Here is a 25,175-nt window from a genome sequence, read left to right as displayed (position 1 = left end):
CGGGCTGCGATTTTGGTTTCGGTCCGCTGTTGTTTACGCTTCGGTGTGAATCAGCTGCCGTCGCTGCGCATTGCCTGGGCCATCTTCGCCGCGTCCTGTAGCACAGAACCGTCAAGCCCCGTCTCGTAGCCAAGCCGCGTCAGATGCTCATGCACCGCCTCGGTTGCGACATTGCCTGCCGCCCCCGGCGCATAGGGGCAACCGCCCAGGCCGCCGACGGCCGCGTCAAACACCCGGACACCAAGCGAAAGCGACGCATCAATGTTGTCAATCGCCCGCCCCGCCGTGTCATGATAGTGCCCCGCCAAGCGGCTGACCGGCACCCGCTCACGCACCGCAAGCAACATGCGTGCAATCGAATCCGGTGTTGCCTGACCAATGGTGTCGCCCAGCGAAATCTCATAGCAGCCCATGGAGAACAGCCCATCCGCCAGCGCCGCAACAGCGTCGGGGTCCGTTGGCCCGTCAAACGGGCATTCGGTCACACAGGAGATATATCCGCGCACCGGCAGGTCGATATGGCGCGCGGCCTCGATGATTGGCGTGAATCGTTCGATGGATTCGGCCACGCTGGCGTTGATATTGGCCTTGGAGAACCCCTCCGACGCAGAGGCAAAGACCGCGATCTCATCCGCTTTGGCGGCCAAGGCATCCTCGTAACCGCGCATATTCGGCGTCAGCGCGGCATAGCGCACATCCGCCCCACGGTTGATCCCGGCGAGCACCTCGCCCGATCCGGCCATCTGCGGCACCCATTTGGGCGAGACAAAGCTCGCCACTTCGATCCGCCGGAAGCCCGCCTGCGTCAGGCGGTCGATCAGCGCGACCTTCTCCGATACCGGTATGTCCCGCTTTTCATTCTGCAAACCATCGCGTGGTCCGACTTCGAAAATCTCGACGCTTTCACCCACAGCACATCCTCCCAAGCTCAATTCACAAATCAAATGGCCCATCAGGCCGCAGGGCGCGGGCACGACCCGAGATCGCGCCCATGCCAGCCGTTTAGCTGTCCGCCTCCTCCAGGCGGACCAACGCGGCCCCCGCTTCGACCTGATCACCAGCCGAGGCCAGCACCTCGGCCACCACGCCGTCGCGGGCCGCCAGAAGCGAGTGTTCCATTTTCATCGCCTCAAGGATAGCGAGTCGTTCACCTTCTTTGACGCTCTGGCCTGCTTCGGCAAAAACCGCCTTGACCAGACCGGGCATCGGGGCCTCGATCACATTCTGATCCCCGCCCGCTGCCGATGCGCGGTCCAGGGGGTCAATCACCTCGAACTCGAGGCCATAGCTATCAAATACGGTGATCGTATTGCCCGATTGGGCGATCGAGGGCAGACGATTACCGCCCAGCACCCAATGTCCACCGATCCTGGTGGCGCAGACCTGGGATTCGGGGTCCTGGGGGAACTCCCAGATCTGGCGATCCGGTCCATCCACCTCAACCGTGGCTTCAAACACATCACCCTGATGGCTGAGGTGAACGGAACGGCGCATATCGGACCAAAGGGTAAAGCCGGTCTCCCAGCCGCCCTCGAGGAGGCCAAGGGCCTGCATACCGGCGGCGGCCTTCTGCTCGGGCGTCACCCCAGGCGCCTGCACCAGCTGATCCAGATCGCGCGCGATAAGGCCCGTGTCGACGTTCCCCGCCGCAAAGCCCTCATGCGCCGCCAGCGCGCCAAGGAAGGCAAGGTTGGTGACCGTGCCGCCGACCTCGGTTGCCGCCAGCGCCTGCGACAGGCGCGACAGGGCGATTGCGCGGGTGGGACCATGTACGATCACCTTCGAGATCATCGGATCATACCAGGGGCTGATGGTATCCCCTGCCCTGACACCGCTGTCGGCGCGGGCCTCAGCCGGGAAGGACAGATGCGTCAGCGTGCCGGTTGCGGGCAGGAAGCCCTTGGGCACGTCTTCGGCGTAAAGCCGTGCCTCAAACGCATGGCCGGTGATGGTGAGGTCTTCCTGTTTGGCAGGCAGGCTCTCGCCCGATGCAACCCGCAGCTGCCATTCCACCAGATCAACGCCGGTGATCAGCTCGGTCACTGGATGCTCCACCTGCAGGCGGGTGTTCATTTCCATGAACCAGAACCCGTCAGGGCGCAGCCCGTCAGAGCCGTCAACGATGAACTCAACCGTGCCCGCGCCCTTGTAGCCGATGGCTTCGGCCGCGCGCACGCCAGCCTCGCCCATCGCGGCGCGCATTTCTGCGGTCATGCCCGGCGCGGGGGCTTCCTCGATCACCTTCTGATGGCGGCGTTGCAGGGAGCAGTCGCGCTCGAACAGATGCACGGCACTTTTGCCGTCGCCAAAAACCTGCACCTCGATATGGCGCGGCTGCTGGATGTATTTCTCGATCAGCACATCGGGGTTGCCAAAGGCGGTGGTGGCCTCTCCCTGCGCGCTTTTGAGCGCGTCGGCGAAATCGGCAGGTTTCTCAACCAGCCGCATCCCCTTGCCGCCGCCACCGGCAACTGCCTTGATCAGCACCGGATAGCCAATCTGATCCGCCTGATCCCTGAGGAAATCGGCATCCTGATTGGCGCCGTGATAGCCCGGCACCACCGGCACGCCAGCCGCCTCCATCAGCACCTTGGCGGCGTCTTTCAGACCCATCTTGCGGATCGCCTCCGCAGAAGGGCCGATGAAGGTAAGGCCCGCAGCCTCTACCGCATCCACAAAACCCGGGTTCTCCGAAAGAAACCCATAACCCGGATGGATGGCCTGCGCACCGGTCGCCCTGGCGATTGCGATGATCTCATCGCCGAGGAGATAGCTGTCGGCCGGCGCCGGGCCATGCCCGATGTGGCAGGCCTCATCCGCCATGGCGACATGCTTTGCGCCACGATCGGCGTCGGAATAGACCGCCACGGTTTTCACGCCCATGGCGCGGGCGGTTTCCATCACGCGGCAGGCGATTTCGCCGCGGTTGGCAATCAGGATCTTGTCAAACATGGGGTTGGTCCTTTGTCTGGAGCTCTGGACCGGGGGCTGCCTGCCCCCGGACCCCCGGGGATATTTTGGGCCAGAAGAAACGCGGGGCGCTTACATCCGGAAGACGCCGAATTTGGTCTCTTCGATCGGGGCGTTCAGGGCGGCACTCAGCGACAGGGCCAGCACGTCGCGACTCTTGCGCGGGTCGATGATGCCGTCGTCCCAAAGCCGCGCCGAGGCGTAAAGCGGGTGGCTCTGCTCCTCGAACATCTCGATGGTGGGGCGTTTGAACTCGGCCTCGTCTTCAGTGCTCCAGCTGCCGCCCATACGTTCGATCGCGTCGCGTTTCACTGTCGCCAGCACGCCCGCCGCCTGCTCGCCACCCATCACCGAGATACGGGAATTCGGCCAGGTCCACAGAAAACGCGGGGAATAGGCGCGGCCCGACATGCCGTAATTGCCGGCACCGAAGGAGCCGCCAACCAGCATCGTAACCTTCGGCACATTGGTGGTGGCAACCGCTGTCACCATCTTGGCGCCGTGGCGGGCAATGCCTTCGTTCTCATATTTGCGGCCGACCATGAAGCCGGTGATGTTTTGCAGGAACACCAGCGGGATCTTGCGCTGGGAGCACAGCTCCACGAAATGCGCGCCTTTCTGGGCGGCTTCGGAGAACAGGACACCGTTGTTGGCGATGATGCCGACCGGGCAGCCCTTCACATGGGCAAAGCCGGTCACAAGGGTCTCGCCAAAGCGCGGCTTGAACTCATCAAAGCGCGAGCCATCGACCAGCCGCGCAATCACCTCGCGGATGTCATAAGGCGTGCGCAGATCGCCCGGCACCACGCCGAGGATTTCCTCGGGGTCGTAGGCGGGTTCCTCTGGGCTGGCCCAGTTCACTGTCAACGGCTTGTTGATATTCAGCGATTGCACCGCGCGCCGCGCCAGTGCCAGCGCATGGGCGTCATCCTCGGCGAGGTAATCCGCCACACCGGAGAGGCGCGTGTGCACATCGCCGCCACCCAGATCCTCGGCGCTGACCACCTCGCCCGTGGCGGCCTTCACCAGCGGCGGGCCCGCGAGGAAGATGGTGCCCTGCTCCTTCACGATGATGGTGACATCCGACATCGCCGGCACATAGGCACCGCCCGCAGTGCAGGAGCCCATGACGACGGCAATCTGCGGGATGCCCTTGGCCGACATCCGCGCCTGATTGTAGAAGATGCGCCCGAAGTGGTCACGGTCGGGGAAGACCTCATCCTGGTTGGGCAGGTTGGCACCACCCGAGTCGACCAGGTAGATGCAGGGCAAACGGTTTTCCTCGGCAATCTCCTGCGCGCGCAGGTGCTTCTTCACCGTCATCGGGTAGTAGGTGCCGCCCTTCACGGTGGCGTCGTTGCAGACCACCATGACCTCCTGGCCGTGAACCCGACCGATGCCCGCGATCACGCCCGCCGCAGGAGCAGCACCGTCATACATGGCGTGCGCCGCAGTGGCGCCGATCTCCAAAAACGGGGAGCCGGGGTCCAAGAGGTTCGCCACCCGGCGGCGCGGCAGCATCTTGCCGCGGCTTTCGTGCCGCGCGCGGGATTTCTCGCCGCCGCCCATGCGCGCGGCCTCTGCCGCCTCGCTGATCTGCGCGAGCGCGTCCAGATGCGCCTCGCGGTTCTGTTTGAAGACTTCCGAGGAAGGCATCGCCTTGGAATTGAGTTTCATTTCACATCCAATTCATTTGCTACACCGGCAGTGCGTGCCAATTCGCGAGCCGTGCTCCATCGCAACACGACTTTCAGGGTTTCACACATAAATTTCGTCATCTGCGCGCAGTTGGGGGCCAACTCATCGTTCATAAGCGTTGCCAATCTCTGATGATACGATTGCTCCAAGAAGGCGTCAGACAACGATGCCTGTTCAGGAAGTACCGCTGCGATCGCCTCAGTTCGACCTCGAATATGGAGGGTCAGCTCCTCAATGCAGGGCCGCCTTTCATCATACAGCCTCCCATATTCGCAATAGTCGTATGCGGTGGACATACACCGACGATCCATCTCACTGGCAATGTGAGTGCTCGAAAGGGCAGTACAACGGTCAAACCAAAGTGGCACATCGAGTTGCTCTGGTGCTTTCTGCGCAGCTGCACCGGCGGCGCCTGCGATCAGAAGAGCCGATATTGCGAGTTGCCTTATCAATTCACCTCCCCCGCTGCCCGCGCCTTCAGTTCCTTGCGGATCACCTTACCGGTCACCGTCATCGGGAGGGCGTCCAAGAACTCCACTTCACGTGGGTAAGAGTACTTTGCCAGACGGGATTTGACGTAGTCCTGCAGATCCTTCTCGGACGGCGAATGGCCGGGTTTCAGCACCACATAGGCCTTCACGATTTCGGTGCGCAGCTCGTCCGGCTTACCCACCACACCCACGGTTGCCACGGCCGGGTGGGTCATCAGGCAGTCCTCGATCTCGGCCGGGCCGATGCGATAGCCGGCGGAGGTGATGACATCATCCTCGCGGCCCACAAAGCGCAGATAATCACCCTCCCAGATGCCGCGATCCCCGGTGACCAGCCAGTCGCCATGAAATTTTTCAGCCGTCGCGTCGGGGCGGTTCCAGTATTCAAGCATCATCGACGCCGCGCCCCGGCGCACGGCGACATCGCCCTCAGCACGTGTGGGGGTGCCGTCGGCGTCGATCACCTCGACCACGCACCCCGGAACCGGCCTGCCAATACAGCCCGGACGGACCGGGAAATCAGCGGTGCAGGAGGAAACCGTCATATTGCATTCGGTCTGACCGTAGAATTCGTTGATGGTCACGCCCAGGCTCCGCTGGCCCCAGGCGAGCATCTCTGCGCCCAGGGGCTCTCCACCAGACGCGACCGAGCGCAGACCGTCGAGCCCCTGCCCCGCCGCCTTCAGCAGGCGCAATGCGGTCGGCGGGAAGAAGACGTTGCGCACGTCCCCCCGGCGGATGATGTCGGCGCAAGCCTCCGGCGTAAATTTGTCCAACCGTGCGGCGACAACAGGGACGCCCAGCGCCAGACCCGGCATCAGCACATCGAACAGACCGCCGATCCAGGCCCAGTCCGCAGGGGTCCAGAGGCAATCGCCAGGTTGGCCGAGATGATCATGGCTGATCGCAACACCGGGAAGATGGCCCGACAAAACCCGGTGCCCGTGCAATGCCCCCTTGGCGCTGCCTGTGGTGCCGGAGGTGTAGATCAACACCGCTGGCGTCTCCGGGGTGGTTTCGGCATAGGGCAGCAGATCGCCATTGTGCGCCGGGGTTTCGGTCAGGACCTCCTCCACCAGAAGCGGCTGTGCCAGCTCACCCAGCTGGGCCGCCCCAGCCGTATCGGTCAGCACAAGGTCCAATCCGGCATCGCCGATGCGTGAGGCCAGCGCATCCTGCTGGAACAGCTTGAACAACGGCACCGAGATGGCACCGATCTTCCAGATCGCCAGATGCGCAACTGCGCAGCCGACAGACTGGCTCAGCAGTACACCGACACGATCTCCGGGGGCGACCTGCGCCGACAGGTGGCGGGCCAGCAGGTCCACCTGTCCACGCAGCATCCCGTAGGTCACATCCCGGCGGTCTGCGGTTGTGAGATCAATCAGCGCAAGCGCATCGTCCGGGTGGTCCAGAGCTTGTTCAGCCATGTTGAGGCGCGCAGGAAACGCCCAGCCGCCTGCGGCCGTCAACCCGGGATATGTCGTCTGCTTGGTCATTAACAGCCCCTCGCAGGTTGCATGGCCGCCATGCGTTTTTTCACTGCATTCCCAAGGGGAAAGCCCGCGCGGGTTTGATCCAGATCAGTGTAACACCCGGCGGATGAGCGCATAGATCCCCCGTACACGAAAGAAGAGGGATAGTCCCAATGACCCGTATGGTTTCCGCCCTGGCTCTTAGCGCTGCACTGGCAGCCCTGGCCGGCCCCGCCCTTGCCCAGTCCCAGGGGGATTGGACCCTTGGCATCGGCATCGCCAACGTCAATCCGAAATCCGACAATGGTAGGCTCGCCGGTGCTGCTGCCACTATTGACGACGATACTGCTCTGACCTTCACCGCGGAGTACTTCATCCGCGACAACATCGGGATTGAACTTCTGGCCGCCAGCCCGTTCGAACATGATATTTCTTTGAACGGCGCCTATACCGCGACTACGAAGCATCTGCCGCCGACCCTGTCGGTCAACTATCACTTCCCGACGCAGACTAGGTTCAAACCCTTTGTCGGCGTTGGTATCAACTACACGACCTTCTTTGAGGAAAGCTCGCCCGCGGGGGTTATTTCGCTTGATGACAGCGTCGGGCTGGCACTGAACCTTGGCGCCGACTGGCAGATCTCGGATCGTGGCGCATTGCGGGTGAACGTCCGCTACATGGATATCGAAACCGATGTGACCCTGAACGGCACCAAGATCGGCACCGCCGAGATTGATCCGATCACTGTTGGGTTTGGCTACGTTCACCGTTTCTGATCCCTTTGACGAGTAACTGATTAGAACGAGTGGTTCAGGGAGAGGCGGCGCACCTTATGGGGCGCCGCTTTCTCTGTCTTGCGCCTTGCAGGCGTGTTGCATCACCAAGCCGCAAGACAGCAGTCACCCGGGGCATCTGCCCCGGTGCGGGCTTACATCTGGCCCATCAGCTCGCGGCCGATCAGCATCCGGCGGATCTCCGAGGTGCCCGCGCCAATCTCCATCAGCTTGGCATCCCGGAAGATACGGCCCACCGGGTTGTCGGAGAGATAGCCCGCCCCACCAAAGGCCTGCACCGCCTGATGCGCCTGCGTCATGGCCACCTCAGAGGCGTAAAGACAGCAGGCGGCGGCATCCTGGCGGGTCACGGTCCCCTTGTCGCAGGCTTTTGCCACTTCGTAGACATAAGCCCGCGCGGTGTTCATCGCGGTATACATGTCGGCGATCTTGCCCTGCATCAGCTGGAAGTTTCCAATCGGCTGGCCGAATTGTTTGCGTTCTTTCATGTAGGGCATCATCTCATCCATGCAGGCGGCCATGATGCCAGTGCCGATGCCCGCCAAAACGACGCGCTCATAGTCGAGACCAGACATCAGGACGCGCACGCCCTTGCCTTCTTCACCCAGCACATTCTCAAATGGGACCTCGACGTCTTCGAACACCAGTTCGGCGGTGTTGGAGCCGCGCATCCCCAGCTTGTCAAAATGCGGCGAGGTCGAGAAGCCCTTGAATTCCTTTTCGATCAGGAAGGCTGTGATCCCCTTGGATCCCGCTTCGGGGTCGGTCTTGGCATAGACCACCAGCGTGTCGGCATCGGGACCGTTCGTGATCCAGTATTTATTGCCGTTCAGGCGATAGTGATCATTGCACTTCTCCGCGCGCAGGCTCATCGAGACAACATCGGAGCCGGCGCCTGCCTCGGACATGGCCAGCGCGCCGACGTGTTCGCCGGAAATCAGCCGCGGCAGATATTTTGCCTTTTGTTCGGCATTGCCGTTGAGCTTGATCTGATTGACGCAGAGATTCGAATGCGCGCCATAAGACAGCGACACCGAGGCGCTGGCCCGGGCGATCTCCTCAACCGCGACGGTATGGGCCAGATAGGACATGCCGGCACCGCCGAATTCCTCAGGCACGGTGATACCCAGCAATCCCAGCTCACCCATCTCCTGCCATAGCTCGGCGGGGAATTCGTTTTTCTGATCAATCTCCTGCGCCATTGGCTTGACGCGCTCCTGCGCCCAGCGGTGCACCATGTCGCGCAGGGCATTCACATCTTCGCCCAGATCAAAGGTCATGCTTGCGTTAAACATCGTTTTCTCCCGAAGTCGCCGGTTATTGAACACTTGTTCATTAATAGCCACATCCCTGGCCTTCAGTCAATAAGATGACACCTCAGGGTGCAGAAATAATCTGCACATACCCGCCGCCACGGCGGTGCTATTGCCACACTGGCGCCTTACTTTGCGATTAACGCATTGTTTACCAAAAGCAGGCAGAGGCCCGGCGCGATGCAAAATCTGATCATCAACGGAACATTTGACAGCGGCTCCGCCAATTGGAGCGGCACCGACCTGGAGGCCAGCAATACAGAGAGCGCCTATCTCGGGAATGGCTCATCCAATCGCGTGGCCGAAATGGACGGTCAATCCGGCCAGACCACCGTGATGGAGCAGAGTTTTACCGTCACTGCTCCGATCCAGACCACGCTGACGCTGGACGCCGCCCTGCGCACTGCCTCGCTGAGTCAGGCGGGCACTGAGGGATTTACCGTCGAAATTCTGGATGCGAGCGGAGCGGTTATCGCCTCCATGTCGGTGCTGCCGACCACCAGCAGCTTTACCCAGACCAGCCTGAATGTGAACTTCACCAGCCCCGGAGACTACACGCTGCGCCTGACCGAACTTGGCAGCGACGATAGTCTCGGCGCGATCGTCGACAATATCTCGCTCTTGGTATGCTTCTGCAATGGCACCCTGATCGAAACGGCCGACGGTCCCCGCGCCATCGAAACCCTCACGCCGGGCGACATGGTCATGACTGAGGACGGGCTGAAGCCGCTGCGCTGGATTGGCAGGCGGCGTGTCTCGGCGAACGAGATGAGGGACGACCCCAGGCTCCGCCCGGTGCGGATCGAGGCCGGCGCCCTCGGGCCGGGACTGCCCAAGAAACCGCTGCTGGTCTCGCGGCAGCATCGGATGCTGATCCGATCACGCGTGGCGCAGCGCATGTTTGGCCAATTCGAGGTGCTGATCCCGGCCATTCGCCTTACGGCCCTGCCGGGGATCTATGTATCCGCACCGCAGGAGGGCATCGCCTATTTCCACATGCTGTTCGACAACCACGAGATCGTTCTCGCCAATGGTGCCCCCAGCGAAAGCCTGCTGGTCACCGAACCGTCGCTGGCCGCCCTCTCCCCCGCCGCGCGGCAGGAGTTGAAACAGCTGTTTCCGGATCTGGTAGGCGCGGCGCAGCACGGCCCTGCCAGCGCCAGACCCATCCCGCCACAGCCCAGACAAAAGCGGCTTCTGGAACGGATCGGCAAAAACAATCGCGCTGTCGTGGATCCTATCTGAGCCGAGCAGCCAGCCGACCCGTCAGCGCTCTCCGGCCTGGAACACCGCCGCCACCTCAGCCCGGATGATGCGCGCGATCTGCGCACAGTCGGAAAGCGAGAAGGTCAATGGCACCCGCATGTCGATGATCCCGTGCAGCACCCGATCACTTGCGGGCATTGCCGGTGCCGCCGCATAGCGCCAGCTGTCATAGCGGGAGGTGAATGCGACCGGCTCAGCCGCACCAAACCATTTGAGTTCCACTCCGCGAGCGCTGCACCGGCGCAGCACCTCACGGATCTTGTCAGCCGACCAGTCCAGCAGCAGGAACTGGATGGAGGAGCCGACATATAACTCCGCTTGCGGGCGTTCGACGACCTGCAGGCCGGGCGTGTCTCGCAGCCCTGTCTCGATCTGCTGATAGCGTTCGTTCCAGCGCTGCACCTGCTGGTCCAGTTGCCGCAGCTGCGGGCGCAGGATCGCAGCACGCAGGTTGTCCATACGGCCCGAAATATTGGGGGTTTCATATTTGATCCGCTCGAACACCTCAGGTCCGGGCGCAGCCCGATGCCGTGAGTAGAGCATATAAGACCCCGACAGCATGATGGCGCGGGCCGCGATTTCGGGGTCCGAGGTGATCATCAGACCGCCCTCTCCCGAGTTCACGTGCTTATAGGTCTGGCAGGAATAGCAGCCGACAGCGCCGTGACGGCCGGACAGAACTCCGTTCCACCGCGCCCCCATGGTATGGGCGCAGTCCTCGATCACGGTGACACCCGCAGCATCGCAGATGGCCATCAACCGATCCATATCGCAAAGATGCCCCCGCATATGTGACAGCATCAGAACCTTCGGGTGACCATCCGCCGCCAGCTGACGCTCAAGATCCTCAAGATCAAGGGTCAGCGCTTCGGTTACCCCGACATAGACCGGCTGTGCGCCAACAGCGGCAATCGACCCCGGTACCGGCGCGAGGGTGAAGGCATTGGTCAGCACCCTGTCGCCGGGCCGCACCCCGACCGCGCGCAGGGCGGTTGCCAGCGCATAGCCCCCCGACGCCACGGCTAGGGCATAGGGCGCGCCCATCTGTGCCGCAAATTCCTCTTCCAGCAGGGTTACCTCGCCCGCCTCATCCGCCACCACATTGTAGCGATGCAGGCGTCCGTGGCGCATCACCGCGACGGCGGCTTCGATGGCATCTTCGGGGATGGGTTCCTGCTGGGTAAAGCTACCGCTGAATATCTCTGTCATGGTGTTTTTGTCTGCCCCTGATCACACGAGGTCAAGCCCTGCCATGCCCCCCCGGAGAAGACGGCAACGATGTCATGACGACATCACCTGACATCAAAGAGGCAGCAAGCGGGCCGCCAGTGCAGGAAGATCCTCAAAACGCTGTAACAGCGCCTCGGGGCGCAGCGCCTCAAGGTCGTCGCCGGACGGACCAAAGGTCACCAGCACCGAGGCCACCCCGGCCGCTGCCGAGGTCTTGCGGTCGGTGTCTGTATCACCGATCAGAATTGTACGCTCAGGATCACCCCCGGCCCGCCGGGCAGCCTCCCGCAGCGGCTCCGGGTCAGGCTTGCGCACCGGCAGCGTATCCGCCCCGACCAGAGAGTGGAACGCATCACGTACGCCCAGACTCTGCATCAGCTTCTCCGCCAGCGCCTCCGGCTTGTTGGTGCAGATCCCCACCCGGAACCCGTCGGTTTTCAACTGCTCCACCGCCGCCATGGCGCCCGGATACAACACCGTGTGATGGTCAATCGCATCGCGGTAATACTCCAGAAGCCGCGGATAGTATTCCTCGACGGTTTCTTCACGATACTCCCCGGCGCGTTTCAGCCCGGTGGTCAACATGCTCTTACCACCGCGCAGGGCAACCGCAGCATCCCGTGGCAGGGTCAGCAGGTCCCCCAGTCCCATCTGACGGAAACAGGCATTCGCCGCAGCCAGAAGATCACCGGATGTATCCGCCAAAGTACCATCGAGATCGAAGATAACCGTTCGCATATCTGCCCTCTCTCGGCGCGTTTCCGCCACCGCTTGTTGCAAGCCGCAACCTTGTTTGATGGCGCTTTGCCTTGCGCGCCTGCTGTTAGCGGATAAAACGGGGGCGCTGAAAAGACAAAGAGAAAACATCACATGAGCACCGCCCTCGTCATTCTGGCCGCAGGCAAAGGCACCCGGATGAACTCCGACCTGCCCAAGGTTTTGCATCCCATTGCCCACGCCCCGATGCTGGAACATACGCTGTCCGCCGGTCGCGCGCTGGTCCCCGAGCGCACCATCGTGGTGGCCGGCCACGGCGCGGATTATGTACGGGCAGCCCTGGCCGATATCGACGAAGATGTCGAAATTGTCTTTCAGGACGAACAGCTTGGTACAGCTCATGCCGTCGCGCAGGCGCGTGAGGCACTGACCGGTTTCGAGGGCGATATCGTCGTGCTTTATGGCGACACGCCCTTTGTCAGCGCCGAAACGCTGGAACATATGATCGCCGCACGGCAGAACGCCGATCTGGTGGTTCTGGGCTTCACCGCAGCTGATCCGGCACGCTATGGCCGCCTGGTCATGAATGGAGACAGCCTGGAACGTATTGTCGAATACAAGGACGCAACCGAGGCCGAGCGCGCGATTGATTTCTGCAATTCCGGGCTGATGGCCGGCAATGCGGCGCAGATGTTTGCGTTGATTGACCGTGTCGACAGCGCCAATGCCTCCGGCGAATATTATCTCACAGATCTTGTGGAACTGGCCTGCGCCGATGGGCTTCGGGTCACTGCGGTCTCCTGCGATGAGGCCGAGACCCTTGGCATCAATTCCCGCGCGGATCTGGCCGAAGCCGACCGCATCTTCCAGCGCCGTGCACGTACCGCGCTGATGGAGGATGGCGTCACGCTGATGGATCCGGAGACGGTCTATCTGGCCTTTGACACCGTCATCGGCCGCGACACGATCATCGAGCCCAATGTGGTCTTCGGCCCCGATGTCACGGTCGAAAGCGGTGTCTTCATCCGATCATTCTCACATTTTGAGGGCTGCCATATCTCGCGCGGCTCCAAGGTCGGCCCCTATGCCCGCCTGCGCCCCGGTGCAGAGCTGGCAGAGAACACCCACATCGGCAATTTCGTTGAGATCAAGAATGCTGAAATTGCCGAGGGCGCCAAGGTCAACCACCTCAGCTACATCGGCGATGCCAGCGTTGGTGCCGGTACCAATATCGGCGCGGGAACGATCACCTGCAACTACGACGGCGTGATGAAACACCGGACCGAAATCGGAGCGGGTGCCTTTATCGGGTCCAACACCATGCTGGTGGCCCCGGTGCGCGTCGGCAATCAGGCCATGACCGCGACCGGAGCCGTGATCACGAAATCCGTCGAGGACGGCGCATTGGCCATTGCGCGCGCCGAGCAACAGAACAAACCCGGGCGGGCGCGCAAGCTGATGGACATGCTGCGCGCCAAGAAGGCCCGTCTTGGCAAAGGAGCCGAATAATGTGTGGCATCGTCGGCGTTCTTGGCAATCATGAAGCGGCCCCAATCCTGGTCAAGGCTCTCGAGCGGCTGGAGTACCGCGGCTATGACAGCGCCGGGATCGCCACCGTCAGTGACGGCGCGCTGGACCGCCGCCGTGCGGTGGGAAAGCTGGTGAACCTTTCCGATCTTCTTGTTCATGAACCGCTGCGCGGCAAATCCGGTATCGGCCATACCCGCTGGGCCACCCATGGGGCGCCGACGGTCAGCAACGCCCACCCGCATCGGGCCGGCAGGGTTGCCGTTGTCCACAATGGCATCATCGAGAACTTCAAAGAGCTGCGTGTGGAGCTGGGTCAGAAAGGCATCACCTTTGAGACCGAAACAGATACCGAAACCGTCGCCCTGCTCTGCGAGGCGCTGATCAGCGACGGCAAGTCCCCGGTCGAAGCGGCGCGCGAAACCGTGTCGCGTCTGGACGGAGCGTTTGCCCTGGCCTTCCTGTTTGAGGGCGAAGAGGATCTGATGATCGCCACCCGCAAGGGTTCGCCGCTTGCCATCGGCCATGGCGAGGGCGAAATGTTCGTCGGGTCGGACGCGATAGCGCTGGCTCCGTTCACCGACCAGATCACCTATCTGGAAGAAGGCGATTTTGCGGTACTGACCCGAACCAGCCTCGATATCTGGGACCAGCGCGGCGCCATCGCCAACCGCGAAAAACGCCAGATCCAGCTGGCAAATGCGCGCGTCGACAAGGACGGCCACAAGCATTTCATGGCCAAGGAAATCGCCGAACAGCCGGTTGCCATTGACCGCGCGCTGAAAGCCTATCTGAGCGAGGATGGCCAGCTGGCGCTGCCGTCCGAACTGGACTTCACCAGGATCGAGCGGCTGACCATGGTCGCCTGTGGCACCGCCTATTATGCCTGCATGGTTGCGAAATACTGGTTTGAACAGATCGCCCGGATGCCGGTCGAAGTCGATGTCGCCTCTGAGTTCCGCTACCGCGAGCCGCCGGTGTCGGAGAAGACGATGGCGCTGTTTGTGTCACAATCGGGAGAGACCGCCGACACCCTGGCCGCCCTGCGCTACATGGACGGCAAGGCGCAGCAGATCGTGGGGCTGGTCAATGTCCCCGAAAGCTCCATCGCGCGGGAAAGCGATGTGCTTCTGCCGCTGCACGCCGGCCCGGAAATCTCTGTTGCCTCGACCAAGGCATTTACCTGCCAGCTGACCATCCTGCTGCTGCTCGCCCTGCGGGCGGCCCAACAGCGCGGCATCGCCCTGCCTGCCGGAATGCCCGACGATCTGCGCGCGCTGCCCGGTCTGATCAACCAGTCACTGACGGGCGCCAAGCAGATCACCGCTACGGCACGCGGGCTGGCGAAGGCACGGGATATCATCTTCCTCGGGCGGGGGCAGCTCTATCCGCTGGCGCTGGAAGGCGCGCTGAAGCTCAAGGAGCTGAGCTATATCCATGCCGAAGGCTACGCCAGCGGCGAGCTGAAACACGGCCCCATCGCGCTTATTGACGAGAAGGTGCCGGTGGTGGTTCTGGCGCCGCGTGATGCACTGTTCGACAAGACAGTGTCAAACATGCAGGAGGTCATGGCACGCGGGGGCAAGGTGATCCTGGTGACCGACACCGAAGGCGCCAAGATCGCCGGTGATGGCACCCATGAGGTGATCGTGATGCCGCAGGTACCCGATGCGCTGGCCCCGATCCTCTATGCGGTGCCGGCGCAGCAGATCGCCTATTACACCGCGATCGCCAAGGGCACCGATGTGGACCAGCCCCGCAATCTCGCAAAATCGGTGACGGTGGAATGAGCGATCTGACACTGGAGGTGGCACTGGCCGCGCTGGAGAGCGCCGCCGAGCCTGCGCGCGCGGCTCAGATGGCCAGCTATCACAAGCAGAAGCGCGTTGTGCTGGGGGTTCCGAATCCCACCATCAACAGCCTGAGCCAGGAGTGGCGCAAGCAGCTGAGTTCGGGCGACGATGGGGTTGCCGCGCGCTGCGCGCTGGCGCAGGAGCTCTGGGCCAGCGATGTGTTCGAGGCGCGCATCGCGGCGGCAAAGCTGCTGACACAGGCGCGGATCAGGGACGACGCACCGGTCTGGGACCTGCTGCAAAGCTGGCTGCCGGATTTTGACAGCTGGGCCATTGCAGACCACGCAGCCTCGGCCATCCAGAAACGCCTTCAGGCTGAGCCCGCACGTCTGGATATCGTCGAGGGCTGGACCGGCTCTGATCACATGTGGACCCGCCGGGCAGCCCTGGTTGCCACCCTGCCCTGGGCCAAGCTGCCCAACCCCAAAGCTGAAGAACTGGCCGCACGCGAGCGGATCCTCGGCTGGGCCGCTGGCTACGTGCCGGATCGCAACTGGTTCATTCAGAAATCCATCGCCTGGTGGCTGCGCGATCTGAGCAAACATGACGCTGATCGCACCCGCGCATTCCTTACCGAACATGGCGCAGCGATGAAGCCCTTTGCCCGCAAGGAAGCGGCCAAACATCTGCCTGCTGCCAGTCACGCCGACTGAACCGCGCAGGCAGGAAACTCGCAACAGCTGTTACCAACAAAATAGGCGCGCAGGAGCTATCCTTCGCGCCATTTCTTTTTTTGGGGGGGGCTCGCCGGAGGTGACGACCTCAGGGCCGATCAGGCGGCAGGCAGCACCTCAACTTCGACCAGCTCCGTCAGCGGCAGCCCAAGTGCGCGCATCGCATCAATCGAAAGCCGACTTCCGGCGCCGGTATCCCCGCCGATGGGACGCAGAGTCAGCGTGACCTCGGTGCCCCGAGGCGAGCGCACGCGCGCCACCTGCGCACTATCGACCAAAGGCGTGTCCATCCACAGGCCGGGCTGCGAGGGATCCCCGAGGCTGGCCACGGTTGAGGCGCGCCCGGTATAGCCCGCAGCCGCGCCGACCGAGGCAACCGAACCGTTCGCAGCGTCCAGCGGTGTCTGTTCGACACCCGGCGCCAGCGGGACCGTAGCGGCCGTATCACTGACCGGATCACCAACCGGGCCAGAGGGTCTACCCCCACCCAGAACCGAGGAATTCCACTGCAACTGGCCACAGGCTCCAAGCAGCACGACAGACGACAGGATCAAAACAGAATAACGCATATCGCGACACTAGCTCCGCGCTCACGGCTTTGCCAGCGGCAATCCCGGGTTCGGCCAAACTCAGCCCTTGCCGCAAGCGCCGCCCCGCTTTACCTAAGAAGAATGACAGCGCCACTCATCGATCCCTTCGCCCGCGCCATTACGTATCTGCGCGTTTCGGTCACCGACCGCTGCGATTTTCGCTGCGTCTACTGCATGTCCGAAAACATGACCTTCCTGCCGAAGAAGGATCTTCTGACACTGGAAGAGTTGGATCGCATGTGTTCGACCTTCGTCAATCTTGGTGTTGAGAAACTGCGGATCACCGGTGGTGAGCCACTAGTGCGCCGGGGCATCATGACTTTCTTCCGCGCCATGACCCGGCATCTGGAAAGCGGGGCGTTGAAGGAGCTGACGCTGACCACCAATGGCTCGCAGCTGGAAAAATACGCGCAGGATCTTTATGACGCCGGTGTGCGGCGGGTGAATGTCTCGCTCGACACCATCGACGAGGCCAAATTTGCCGAGATCACCCGCTGGGGCCGCCTGCCCCAGGTGCTGCGCGGGATTGATGCGGCCCAGAAGGCCGGGCTGCGGATCAAGATCAACGCTGTTGCCCTGAAAGGCTTCAACGAGGACGAGCTACCCGCCATCACCCGCTGGTGCGCCGAGCGCGATATGGATCTGACCTGGATCGAGGTCATGCCGATGGGCGATATCGGCAATGAAAACCGACTGGGTCAATATTGGTCGCTGAAAGACGTGCGCCGCGCCTATGAGGATCACTACAGCGTCACTGATCTGACCGAACGGACCGGCGGACCGGCGCGCTATGTCCGCCTGGAGGAGAGCGGCCAGAAGATCGGATTTATCACGCCGCTGTCGCATAACTTCTGCGAAAGCTGCAACCGGGTGCGCCTGACCTGCACCGGTGAGCTATACATGTGCCTGGGGCAGGAAGACATGGCGGACCTGCGCGCGCCGCTACGGGATCACCCCGAGGATGATCAGGCGCTGGAGGCGGCCATACGGGCAGCGATCACGCTCAAGCCCAAGGGGCATGATTTCGATTATTCCCGGCAAAAACTGGACGGGCAGATGCCACGCCACATGAGCCATACCGGCGGCTGACATGGCCAGCCGCAGGACCAGCGCGCCGACGCTGCTGTTTCACCTCTACCGTGGCGCCACTGCGCTGCTGGCACCATTCGCCTTTCGCAAGGTGGCGGGCAAGCTCGCCGACCATGGCGTTTCTCCCACACGGCAGCGCGAGCGTCTGGGCTATGCCAGCCAGCCGCGCCCGACCCCAAGCGGACCGGACGGCAGGCCTGCGCCTCTGCTTTGGTTGCACGGGGCCTCGGTCGGTGAAAGCCTCGCAGCGCTCAGCCTGATTGACAAACTGGCCCCACGGCTGCCCGGCGCGGAGTTTCTGCTGACCTCCGGCACCGCCAGCTCGGCTGAGATGATGGCCAAGCGTATGCCCGCCAACTGTCGCCACCAGTTCGCCCCGCTGGATGCCACCGCCCCGGTCGATCGGTTCCTGCGCCATTGGCAGCCCGACGCAGCGCTTTTTGTCGAAAGCGAGCTTTGGCCGGTAACGCTCCATGCCGCTGAACAGGCTGCTGTGCGGCTCGCGCTGGTCAACGCCCGCCTCTCGGCCCGGTCTGTGGCGCGGTGGAAATCGAAACCGGCCACCGCGGCGTTTGTGATGCAGAAGTTTGATCTGCTGCTCAGCCAGAACCCGCAGATGGGGGAAAGCCTGATCGAGCTGGGCGCCGCACCGGACAAAGTCCATCCCAGCGGCAACCTCAAGGCCGGTTCCGCTCCGCTGCCCGTCGATCAGGCGGCCCTTGATGCGGTCCGCGCAGAGCTTGGCGAGCGCCCGCTCTGGGTGGCCAGCTCCACGCACCGGGGCGAGGAAGAGACCGTGATCGCCGCGCATAAGGCGCTGCTGGCCGAGGACCCGGACATCTGCCTGCTGCTGGCCCCCCGCCACCCGGAACGAGCCGAGGACATCATCGCGCTGATCGAGCTGGCAGGCCTCAGCGTTGCGCGCCGTAGCGCCGGTCAGCCGCTGACAGCGGATACCCAGGTCTATCTTGCCGACACATTGGGCGAAGTCGGCACCTGGTATGCGCTGTCGCCCATCGTGTTTCTTGGTGGCTCCCTTGCGCCCATCGGCGGCCATAACCCCTTTGAGGTAGCACAGGCAGGCGCTGCCGTGATCACGGGTCCGGGATACTCCAACTTCGCCGAGACCTATCCGCCGTTGATCAGCGCGGGCGGCGCGGTCGAGGTCAATGATGCCAAGGGGCTAGCAGGTGCCGTAAGCCACTGGATGGATGATGATGCCGCCCTCAACGCAGCGCGCGACGCGGCCCGTGGCGTGGTCGCGGCACAGGCCGCAGCGCTTGATGGCGTGGTTGATCTGCTGATCGACAATCTGGCGCTGTCGCCCGCCCGCCAGCCCCATTGAACGGGACCCGTAGATGGCCGACCTTCTTGTCACCAATTTCAATCGCAACTTCACCGGCGTTTCGGCAACCGCAGCCAATGTGATCCGTCAGCAGGCGGGCCGCTATGATATGGCGCTCGTCGGACGCCCCCTGCCCGGCTGCCCGGACCCCATCAGCATCGCCGCTGCCCGCGCGGCCTCACGCAGGCATGATCCCGCCAAACCCTTTGCCATCTGGCATGTGAGGCGCAACACCGAAATGCGTGCGGCGATCTGGGCACGCGACGTCCTGCGCCTGCCCATCCGCATTGTCTTCACCTCGGCGGCGCAGCGGCGCCACTCGGCCTTTCCCCGCTGGCTGATCTCGCGCATGGACGCTGTGATCGCCACCACCGAGGCCGCAGCGGCCTATGTCCCGCATGTCCGCGCGGTGGTGCCACATGGCGTCGATACAGATCTGTTCACACCGGCGGAAAACCGCAGTTCCGCCTGGGCCGCGCTGGGGTATGGAGGCCAGCAGGGGATTGCCACCATCGGGCGCATTCGCCCCGAGAAGGGCACCGATCTATTCGTGGACGCCATGCTGCGCCTGCTGCCGGATCACCCCGGTCTAGTGGCTCTGGTGGTCGGCCGCGCCGCGCGGGAGCATCAGGGCTTTCTGAAGGGGCTGCAAGCCCGGATTGCGGCGGCTGGCCTTGGCGATCGCATCCTCTTTCCCGGCGAAATTCCGGCTGGCGATCTGCCGCGTATGATACGGGCGCTGTCCTTGGTGATGCAGCTGCCGCGCTATGAGGGCTATGGCATGGCTCCGCTGGAGGGGCTGGCAAGCGGCGTCCCCTTTGTCGGGTCAGACACAGGCTACTACCGCGCGTTCTCCGCACAGGGAACGGTTGGGACGGTGGTGCCGCTGGAAGCTGCCGAGGCCGCGGCGGCAGCGGCTGATCGCCTGCTGTCGACACCCGATCAGCTGCTGGATTTCGGGCGCGCCGGGCGTGACCTCGCGGTAACGGCCTTTAGCGCAAGCGCCGAGGCCGATGGGATTGACGCGGTCTATCAGGACCTCTGGTCCGCAGGCTGATCCAGCTCCCCTTCCCCGGCCAGAACGCAAATTGCCTGCCCCGATGGGACAGGCAAGCAGGTCACCGACTGGATGACGGGCTGATCAGGCAGCAGGCATGCGCTGCTCGACGATTTCGGCCCACCAGCTACAGCCCGCCGGGATCGCCTCATCGTTGAAGTTGTACTCCGGGTGGTGCACGGCGGCGGTATCGCCGTTGCCGACCAGAATATAGGCACCGGGGCGCTCTTCCAGCATGAAGGCAAAGTCTTCGCCCCCCATCACCAGCGGCGCGTCATCGCAGCTGCCGGAGATGTCGCGGGCCACTTTGGCTGCAAATTCGGTCTGTTCTTCATGATTGACCATCACCGGGTAGCCGCGGTGATAGGTCACCTCAGCCGTGCCGCCATAGGTCGCTGCCACACCGGCACAGATCTCTTTGATGCGCTTCTCCGCAAGATCCCGCATATCGCCCGACATCGTACGCACGGTGCCTTTGATCTGGACACTCTGCGGGATCACATTGAACGCCTTGGAGGAGGTTTCAAAGGAGGTTACGGACACAACGATCTGATGCACCGGGTCCGCATTGCGCGAGGCGATGGTTTGCAGCGCCAGCACCGCCTGCGCCGTCATCACGGTGGTGTCGATGGTTTCCTGCGGCTTTGCGGCATGGCCACCGCGCCCTTCAAAGGTGATGTCGAACTGGTCAGTCGCTGCAAAGAAAGCACCCGGGCGGATCGCAAAGGATCCAACCGGCCGACCCGGCCAGTTGTGCATCCCATAGACCTCCTGGATATTCCAGCGATCCATCATGCCGTCGTCGCACATTTCCTTGCCGCCGCCGCCGCCTTCTTCGGCGGGCTGGAAGATCACCACGACAGTACCGTCGAAATTGCGGGTCTCAGACAGGTATTTGGCCGCCCCCAGCAGCATCGCAGTATGGCCGTCATGGCCACAGGCATGCATCGCGCCATCGGTTTTGGAGGCATAATCCAGACCGGTCTGCTCATGGATCGGCAGCGCGTCCATATCGGCGCGCAGACCGATGACCTTGCCGGAGCTGTCAGACTTGCCCTTGATCACGCCCACAACACCGGTCCGGCCAATGCCGGTGACAATCTCGTCGCAGCCGAATTCTTTCAGCTTCTCAGCGACCAGAGCGCTGGTGCGATGGGTCTCGAACAGGATTTCTGGGTTTTCATGAATGTCACGGCGCCAGGCGGTGACTTCCTCTTGCAGTTCGGCAAAGCGGTTCTTCACAGGCATGATAATATCCTCTTTTTTGCTCAATGCGCCGACCGTCATGGTCTGCGCCGTATTCGGGTAATTGGATCAGGGCGCAGCGCCTGCCCGTCAGGGCAGCGGCAGGCGCTGCTCAATCAGGGTGACAAACCAGCTGCATCCGCTGGGAATTGCGTCATCGTTGAAATCATAGGCCGGGTGATGCAGCCCAGCAGAGGGACCATTGCCGACGCGGATCATCGCACCGGGGCGTTCCTCCAGCATAAAGGAGAAGTCCTCGCCCCCCATCGCCAGGGGCACCTCCGCGCAACGACCGGCCACAGCCACCGCAGCCGCATGGGCATATTCGGTTGCGGCAGCGTCATTGATGGTCACCGGCACGCCGTTCACGAACTCCACCTCCGCCGAACCGCCAAAGCTCTGCGCGATACCGGCAGTCACCGCGCGCAGCCGTTCCGGGATTTGCGCCCGAACGTCCGGAGAATGGGTGCGAATGGTGCCCTTTACCTCGGCCCGGTCGGGAATGACGTTATAGGCCTTCGATGACGTTTCTGCCGAGGTGACCGATAGAACTGCCTGCATCACCGGATCGACGTTCCGCGACACGATGGATTGCAGGGCGGTGATCAGCTGACACATCATCACCGTGGTATCGACGGTTTCCTGCGGTTTGGCAGCATGGCCGCCGCGCCCCTGAAGACGGATGATGAACTCGTCGACCGATGCCAGAATGGGGCCGGGCCGCAGCGCGAATTGGCCCAGCTCCAGCCCCGGCGAATTGTGGATGGCATAGACCTCGTCGATGCCGAAACGGTCCATCAGCCCATCCTTGCACATGGCCTCCGCACCGTTGCCGCCCTCTTCTGCGGGCTGAAAGATCACCACCGCCGCACCATCGAAATTGCGCGTCTCCGCCAGATATTTCGCAGCCCCGAGCAACATCGCAGTATGACCGTCATGGCCGCAGGCGTGCATTGCCCCGTCGATCTTCGACGCATGTGGCAGGCCGGTATCCTCCGCCATAGGAAGTGCATCCATATCGGCCCGCAGGCCGATCACGCGGCCCTGCGTGTCGCTGCGCCCCCGGATCACCCCGACAACCCCGGTCCTGCCAATACCGGTCACCACCTCGTCGCAGCCAAAGGCCCGCAGTTTCTCGGCAACCAGCGCGCTGGTGCGGTGCGTCTCATACAGAATTTCGGGGTGCTGGTGGATATCCCGACGCCAGGCGGTGATTTCAGCGTGCATTTCGGCAAAGCGGTTCTTCACGGGCATCGGATAATCCTCAGGCTGCGGGCAGACGTCGTTCGACCAGTTCGGCAAACCAGCTACACCCCAGCGGAATTGCCTCATCGTCGAAATCATAGGCCGGGTGGTGGCACATGGCGGTGTCGCCATTGCCGAGGAAGATATAGGCGCCCGGACGTTCTTCCAGCATATAGGCGAAATCTTCGGAGGGCATGATCGGGTCGGTGTCATCGCTGACCTTGGCCGCAACAGCGCGCGCGGCCTCAACCGCGTATCCGGTCTCAGCCTCGGTATTTACGGTGACCGGATAGCCCGGCGTCCAGATCACCTCGGCATGGGCGCCATAGGCAGAGGCGATATCCTCCGCAATGCGGCGCACACGGATCTCGGCCTGACCGCGGCACTCCGTTTCCAGCGTCCGCACCGTCCCCTGCAGACGCGCGGTATGGGCAATGACATTAGAGGCGGTACTGTCTGTCTCAAATGTGCCAACGGTCAACACCACACGTTTCAGCGGGTCGATATTGCGCGCCACGATAGACTGGAGCGAGACCACGATCTGTGCAGCGACCAGCGTGGTATCAATCGCCTCATGCGGGGTTGCTGCATGGCCGCCGACCCCAGTCACCCTGATCTCGAACTCATCGGAGGAGGCAAGCAGAGGCCCGGACCGGATGGCAAATTCGCCCACAGGGATCCCCGGAGCATTGTGCAGGCCATAGACTTCCTGAATGTTCCAGCGATCCATCATGCCATCGTCACACATCGCCTTGCCCCCGGCGCCGCCTTCTTCGGCGGGCTGGAAGATCAGCACAACCTTGCCGTCGAAATTGCGGGTCTCGGCCAGGTATTTGGCGGTCCCAAGCAGGATAGAGGTATGACCATCATGGCCACAGGCGTGCATTAGCCCCGGTGTCTGCGACGCATAGTCCAGCCCGGTCGCCTCGGTGATGGGAAGCGCGTCCATATCCGCGCGCAGGCCAATGACCCGGCCAGAGGTGTTCGCCTTGCCCTCGATCACAGCGACAACCCCGGTCCGGCCAATCCCGGTGGTGATGTCTGTGATGCCAAAGCTGCGTAGCTTTTCCTCGACGAAGGCCGCTGTCTTATGCACCTCATAGAGCAGCTCGGGCATCTGATGCAGGTGACGTCGCCAGCCGGTGATTTCGGCGTGCATTTCGGACAGGCGATTCTTGATCGGCATGGGTGTCTCCCTACACTTGATCCGTCGTTCCCCAACCGCACCGCTGGCTGATGCGCACTGAGCCTGCACCTGGGCGATGCGCGTTCAGTCAGGCAGTGCAGACCGGCGACAGCGCTAACCTCCGGGGTCTGCGGCCACTCTCTGCCAGAAAAGTTGCCTTATCAAGTATCGACGTGCAAGCAGATCTCCTTAGGCCGCGATCAGCCCAAACAGCTGCCGCCGACGCGCCGTTGTTCTGGGCTCAGGATGCCAGCCGGTCGACCAGCTGCTGCATGAAGTGGTGGCCAGCGTCGAACTGCGACACCTCGATATATTCATTGGGCTGATGGGCCTGGGCAATGTCACCCGGGCCACAGATCACGGCGGAATAGCCCGCCTCCTGAAACTGTCCGGCCTCGGTGCCATAGCTCACCACATGGGTGCCATTATCCCCGGTGAGCGAGCGCACCAGCGTCTCTGCCTCGCCCTCGACCTCGGGGACCAGCCCCGGAACGTTGAATTTCTTGCTGACGTCGATGCGGGTGTCGGGATGGATCGCCTGCATCTCCGCCTCAACCTCACGCACCCTGGCCAGATAGGCGGCCTCCCAGTCGGCGGCAGATTCGCCCGGCACCACGCGGAAATCCATCACGAAGCGACAGTCCTTTGCGGTGATATTATGCGCGGTTCCGCCGTTGATCATCCCGACATGGCAGGTGGTAAAGGGAGGCGTGAACAGCGCTGCAACCTCATCCGGCGCCTTAGCCATATTCTCGGCATTGCGGGCATTGGCCCAGTCGATCAGCCGGGCGCCCTGCATGATGGCGCTGACACCGGTGTGCATGAGCGAGCTGTGCACCTCAAAACCCACCAGATGGGTGCTGTAGCCGATCCCGCCCTTGTGGCCGGTCACCGGTCGCATCACCGAAGGCTCACCAACGATGACACAGGATCCTTTTGGCAGGACCTCCTGCATCGCGACAATCATGGGCGGCGCGCCGGTGCATCCGACTTCTTCGTCAAAGCTGAGCGCCAGCTGCAAGGGCCGCGCGACGCCGCGATAATGGGCGGCCACCAGCGCCCAGATCGCCAGCGCGTCAAAGCCTTTCATATCGCAGGTGCCGCGCCCGTAATACTTGCCATCCCTCTCGACCACGGTGAAGGGATCGCTGTCCCAGGGCTGGCCTTCGATCGGCACCACATCCGTGTGCCCCGAGAGCACAACAGCCCCCTCGACCTCGGGGCCAACATGGGCAAAAACCGCCGCTTTATGCGGCTGCTCGGGATCGACCCAGCGATGCGCGGTGATGCCGTGGCTTGCCAGATAGCCCTCAACCCAATCCACCAGCGGCAGGTTGGTTTCGCTGCTGACAGTGGGAAAGGAGATCAGCTTGGTCATGATCTCCAGCGGGCTGAGCTGATCTGCCATAC

At 62.8% G+C, this 25,175-nt stretch carries 21 protein-coding genes; 8 read left to right on the top strand and 13 right to left on the bottom strand.

What is annotated here, in order from left to right; all coding sequences use genetic code 11:
* Positions 1–50: 50 nt before the first annotated feature.
* The 5 genes from WLQ66_RS04080 to WLQ66_RS04060 form a co-directional block, all read right to left on the bottom strand.
* The gene (locus tag WLQ66_RS04080) at positions 51–911 is read right to left on the bottom strand and encodes a hydroxymethylglutaryl-CoA lyase (RefSeq protein WP_340545113.1); all 861 of its coding nucleotides are present in this window, start codon (positions 909–911) and stop codon (positions 51–53) included.
* A 91-nt stretch (positions 912–1,002) separates the two neighbouring features.
* Positions 1,003–2,952, bottom strand: a complete 1,950-nt coding sequence (locus WLQ66_RS04075; protein ID WP_340545112.1) for an acetyl/propionyl/methylcrotonyl-CoA carboxylase subunit alpha — start codon at positions 2,950–2,952, stop codon at positions 1,003–1,005.
* Positions 2,953–3,042: 90 nt separating this feature from the next.
* Complete coding sequence (locus tag WLQ66_RS04070) at positions 3,043–4,647, bottom strand: carboxyl transferase domain-containing protein (protein ID WP_340545111.1); 1,605 nt, start codon at positions 4,645–4,647, stop codon at positions 3,043–3,045.
* Positions 4,644–4,964, bottom strand: a complete 321-nt coding sequence (locus WLQ66_RS04065) for a hypothetical protein (RefSeq protein ID WP_340545110.1) — start codon at positions 4,962–4,964, stop codon at positions 4,644–4,646. The genes WLQ66_RS04070 and WLQ66_RS04065 overlap by 4 nt, the downstream gene beginning before the upstream one ends.
* Positions 4,965–5,116: 152 nt before the next feature.
* Positions 5,117–6,658: an AMP-binding protein gene (locus WLQ66_RS04060; protein WP_340545109.1), complete on the bottom strand. Its 1,542-nt coding sequence runs from the start codon at positions 6,656–6,658 to the stop codon at positions 5,117–5,119.
* Between the two features lie 149 nt (positions 6,659–6,807).
* Between WLQ66_RS04060 and WLQ66_RS04055 the strand changes: the two genes are divergently transcribed.
* Positions 6,808–7,410 (top strand): OmpW/AlkL family protein, encoded by a 603-nt coding sequence (locus WLQ66_RS04055; RefSeq protein WP_340545108.1) that lies wholly within the window; start codon positions 6,808–6,810, stop codon positions 7,408–7,410.
* Positions 7,411–7,562: 152 nt separating this feature from the next.
* On the opposite strand, the gene WLQ66_RS04050 is transcribed toward WLQ66_RS04055, so the two are convergent.
* Entirely contained in the window at positions 7,563–8,723 is a 1,161-nt protein-coding gene (locus WLQ66_RS04050) for an isovaleryl-CoA dehydrogenase (protein ID WP_340545107.1), read from the bottom strand.
* Positions 8,724–8,921: 198 nt separating this feature from the next.
* Between WLQ66_RS04050 and WLQ66_RS04045 the strand changes: the two genes are divergently transcribed.
* Positions 8,922–9,986 (top strand): Hint domain-containing protein, encoded by a 1,065-nt coding sequence (locus tag WLQ66_RS04045; protein ID WP_340545106.1) that lies wholly within the window; start codon positions 8,922–8,924, stop codon positions 9,984–9,986.
* A gap of 21 nt (positions 9,987–10,007) precedes the next feature.
* Here WLQ66_RS04045 and WLQ66_RS04040 read toward each other — a convergent pair whose 3' ends face one another.
* Together WLQ66_RS04040 and WLQ66_RS04035 are read right to left on the bottom strand one after the other, a co-directional pair.
* Positions 10,008–11,216 carry a DegT/DnrJ/EryC1/StrS family aminotransferase gene (locus WLQ66_RS04040; protein ID WP_340545105.1) on the bottom strand — a complete coding sequence of 403 codons (1,209 nt, stop codon included), beginning with the start codon at positions 11,214–11,216 and terminating at the stop codon, positions 10,008–10,010.
* Between the two features lie 93 nt (positions 11,217–11,309).
* A complete protein-coding gene (locus WLQ66_RS04035; RefSeq protein WP_340545104.1) occupies positions 11,310–11,975 on the bottom strand; it encodes an HAD-IA family hydrolase in 666 nt (221 codons plus the stop codon).
* A 132-nt stretch (positions 11,976–12,107) separates the two neighbouring features.
* Here WLQ66_RS04035 and glmU point away from each other — a divergent pair, with 132 nt between their 5' ends.
* Genes glmU through WLQ66_RS04020 form a run of 3 tightly spaced genes read left to right on the top strand, consistent with a single transcriptional unit; the run spans position 12,108 to position 15,987 of the window.
* On the top strand, positions 12,108–13,463 hold the full coding sequence (gene glmU / locus WLQ66_RS04030; RefSeq protein WP_340545103.1) for a bifunctional UDP-N-acetylglucosamine diphosphorylase/glucosamine-1-phosphate N-acetyltransferase GlmU: 1,356 nt from the start codon (positions 12,108–12,110) through the stop codon (positions 13,461–13,463).
* Entirely contained in the window at positions 13,463–15,271 is a 1,809-nt protein-coding gene (gene glmS / locus WLQ66_RS04025) for a glutamine--fructose-6-phosphate transaminase (isomerizing) (protein ID WP_340545102.1), read from the top strand. Before glmU ends, glmS begins: the two co-directional genes overlap by 1 nt.
* Positions 15,268–15,987 (top strand): DNA alkylation repair protein, encoded by a 720-nt coding sequence (locus WLQ66_RS04020; RefSeq protein WP_340545101.1) that lies wholly within the window; start codon positions 15,268–15,270, stop codon positions 15,985–15,987. The genes glmS and WLQ66_RS04020 overlap by 4 nt, the downstream gene beginning before the upstream one ends.
* A 119-nt stretch (positions 15,988–16,106) precedes the next feature.
* Here WLQ66_RS04020 and WLQ66_RS04015 read toward each other — a convergent pair whose 3' ends face one another.
* Positions 16,107–16,577 (bottom strand): hypothetical protein, encoded by a 471-nt coding sequence (locus tag WLQ66_RS04015; RefSeq protein WP_340545100.1) that lies wholly within the window; start codon positions 16,575–16,577, stop codon positions 16,107–16,109.
* 102 nt (positions 16,578–16,679) lie between these two features.
* On the opposite strand from WLQ66_RS04015, the gene moaA reads away from it, so the two are divergent.
* The 3 genes from moaA to WLQ66_RS04000 are packed head-to-tail and all read left to right on the top strand — an operon-like array spanning position 16,680 to position 20,089.
* Entirely contained in the window at positions 16,680–17,687 is a 1,008-nt protein-coding gene (gene moaA / locus WLQ66_RS04010; protein ID WP_340545099.1) for a GTP 3',8-cyclase MoaA, read from the top strand.
* Position 17,688: 1 nt separating this feature from the next.
* Positions 17,689–19,032, top strand: a complete 1,344-nt coding sequence (locus tag WLQ66_RS04005) for a 3-deoxy-D-manno-octulosonic acid transferase (protein WP_340545098.1) — start codon at positions 17,689–17,691, stop codon at positions 19,030–19,032.
* 13 nt (positions 19,033–19,045) lie between these two features.
* The gene (locus tag WLQ66_RS04000; protein ID WP_340545097.1) at positions 19,046–20,089 is read left to right on the top strand and encodes a glycosyltransferase family 4 protein; all 1,044 of its coding nucleotides are present in this window, start codon (positions 19,046–19,048) and stop codon (positions 20,087–20,089) included.
* An 84-nt stretch (positions 20,090–20,173) separates the two neighbouring features.
* On the opposite strand, the gene WLQ66_RS03995 is transcribed toward WLQ66_RS04000, so the two are convergent.
* The 4 genes from WLQ66_RS03995 to argE all read right to left on the bottom strand — a co-directional run bounded on the left by WLQ66_RS03995 (position 20,174) and on the right by argE (position 25,173).
* On the bottom strand, positions 20,174–21,337 hold the full coding sequence (locus tag WLQ66_RS03995) for a M20 aminoacylase family protein (RefSeq protein WP_340545096.1): 1,164 nt from the start codon (positions 21,335–21,337) through the stop codon (positions 20,174–20,176).
* An 87-nt stretch (positions 21,338–21,424) separates the two neighbouring features.
* Entirely contained in the window at positions 21,425–22,588 is a 1,164-nt protein-coding gene (locus WLQ66_RS03990) for a M20 aminoacylase family protein (RefSeq protein WP_340545095.1), read from the bottom strand.
* A gap of 10 nt (positions 22,589–22,598) precedes the next feature.
* Positions 22,599–23,765 carry a M20 aminoacylase family protein gene (locus tag WLQ66_RS03985; protein WP_340545094.1) on the bottom strand — a complete coding sequence of 389 codons (1,167 nt, stop codon included), beginning with the start codon at positions 23,763–23,765 and terminating at the stop codon, positions 22,599–22,601.
* A 241-nt stretch (positions 23,766–24,006) separates the two neighbouring features.
* Complete coding sequence (argE, locus tag WLQ66_RS03980; RefSeq protein ID WP_340545093.1) at positions 24,007–25,173, bottom strand: acetylornithine deacetylase; 1,167 nt, start codon at positions 25,171–25,173, stop codon at positions 24,007–24,009.
* Between the last annotated feature and the right edge of the window lie 2 nt (positions 25,174–25,175).

The sequence above is a fragment of the Phaeobacter sp. A36a-5a genome, from assembly GCF_037911135.1.
Taxonomy (GTDB): Bacteria; Pseudomonadota; Alphaproteobacteria; order Rhodobacterales; family Rhodobacteraceae; genus Phaeobacter; species Phaeobacter bryozoorum.
The sequence above is the reverse complement of the archived record's forward strand: the minus strand, read 5'-3'. Positions and strand labels throughout refer to the sequence as shown.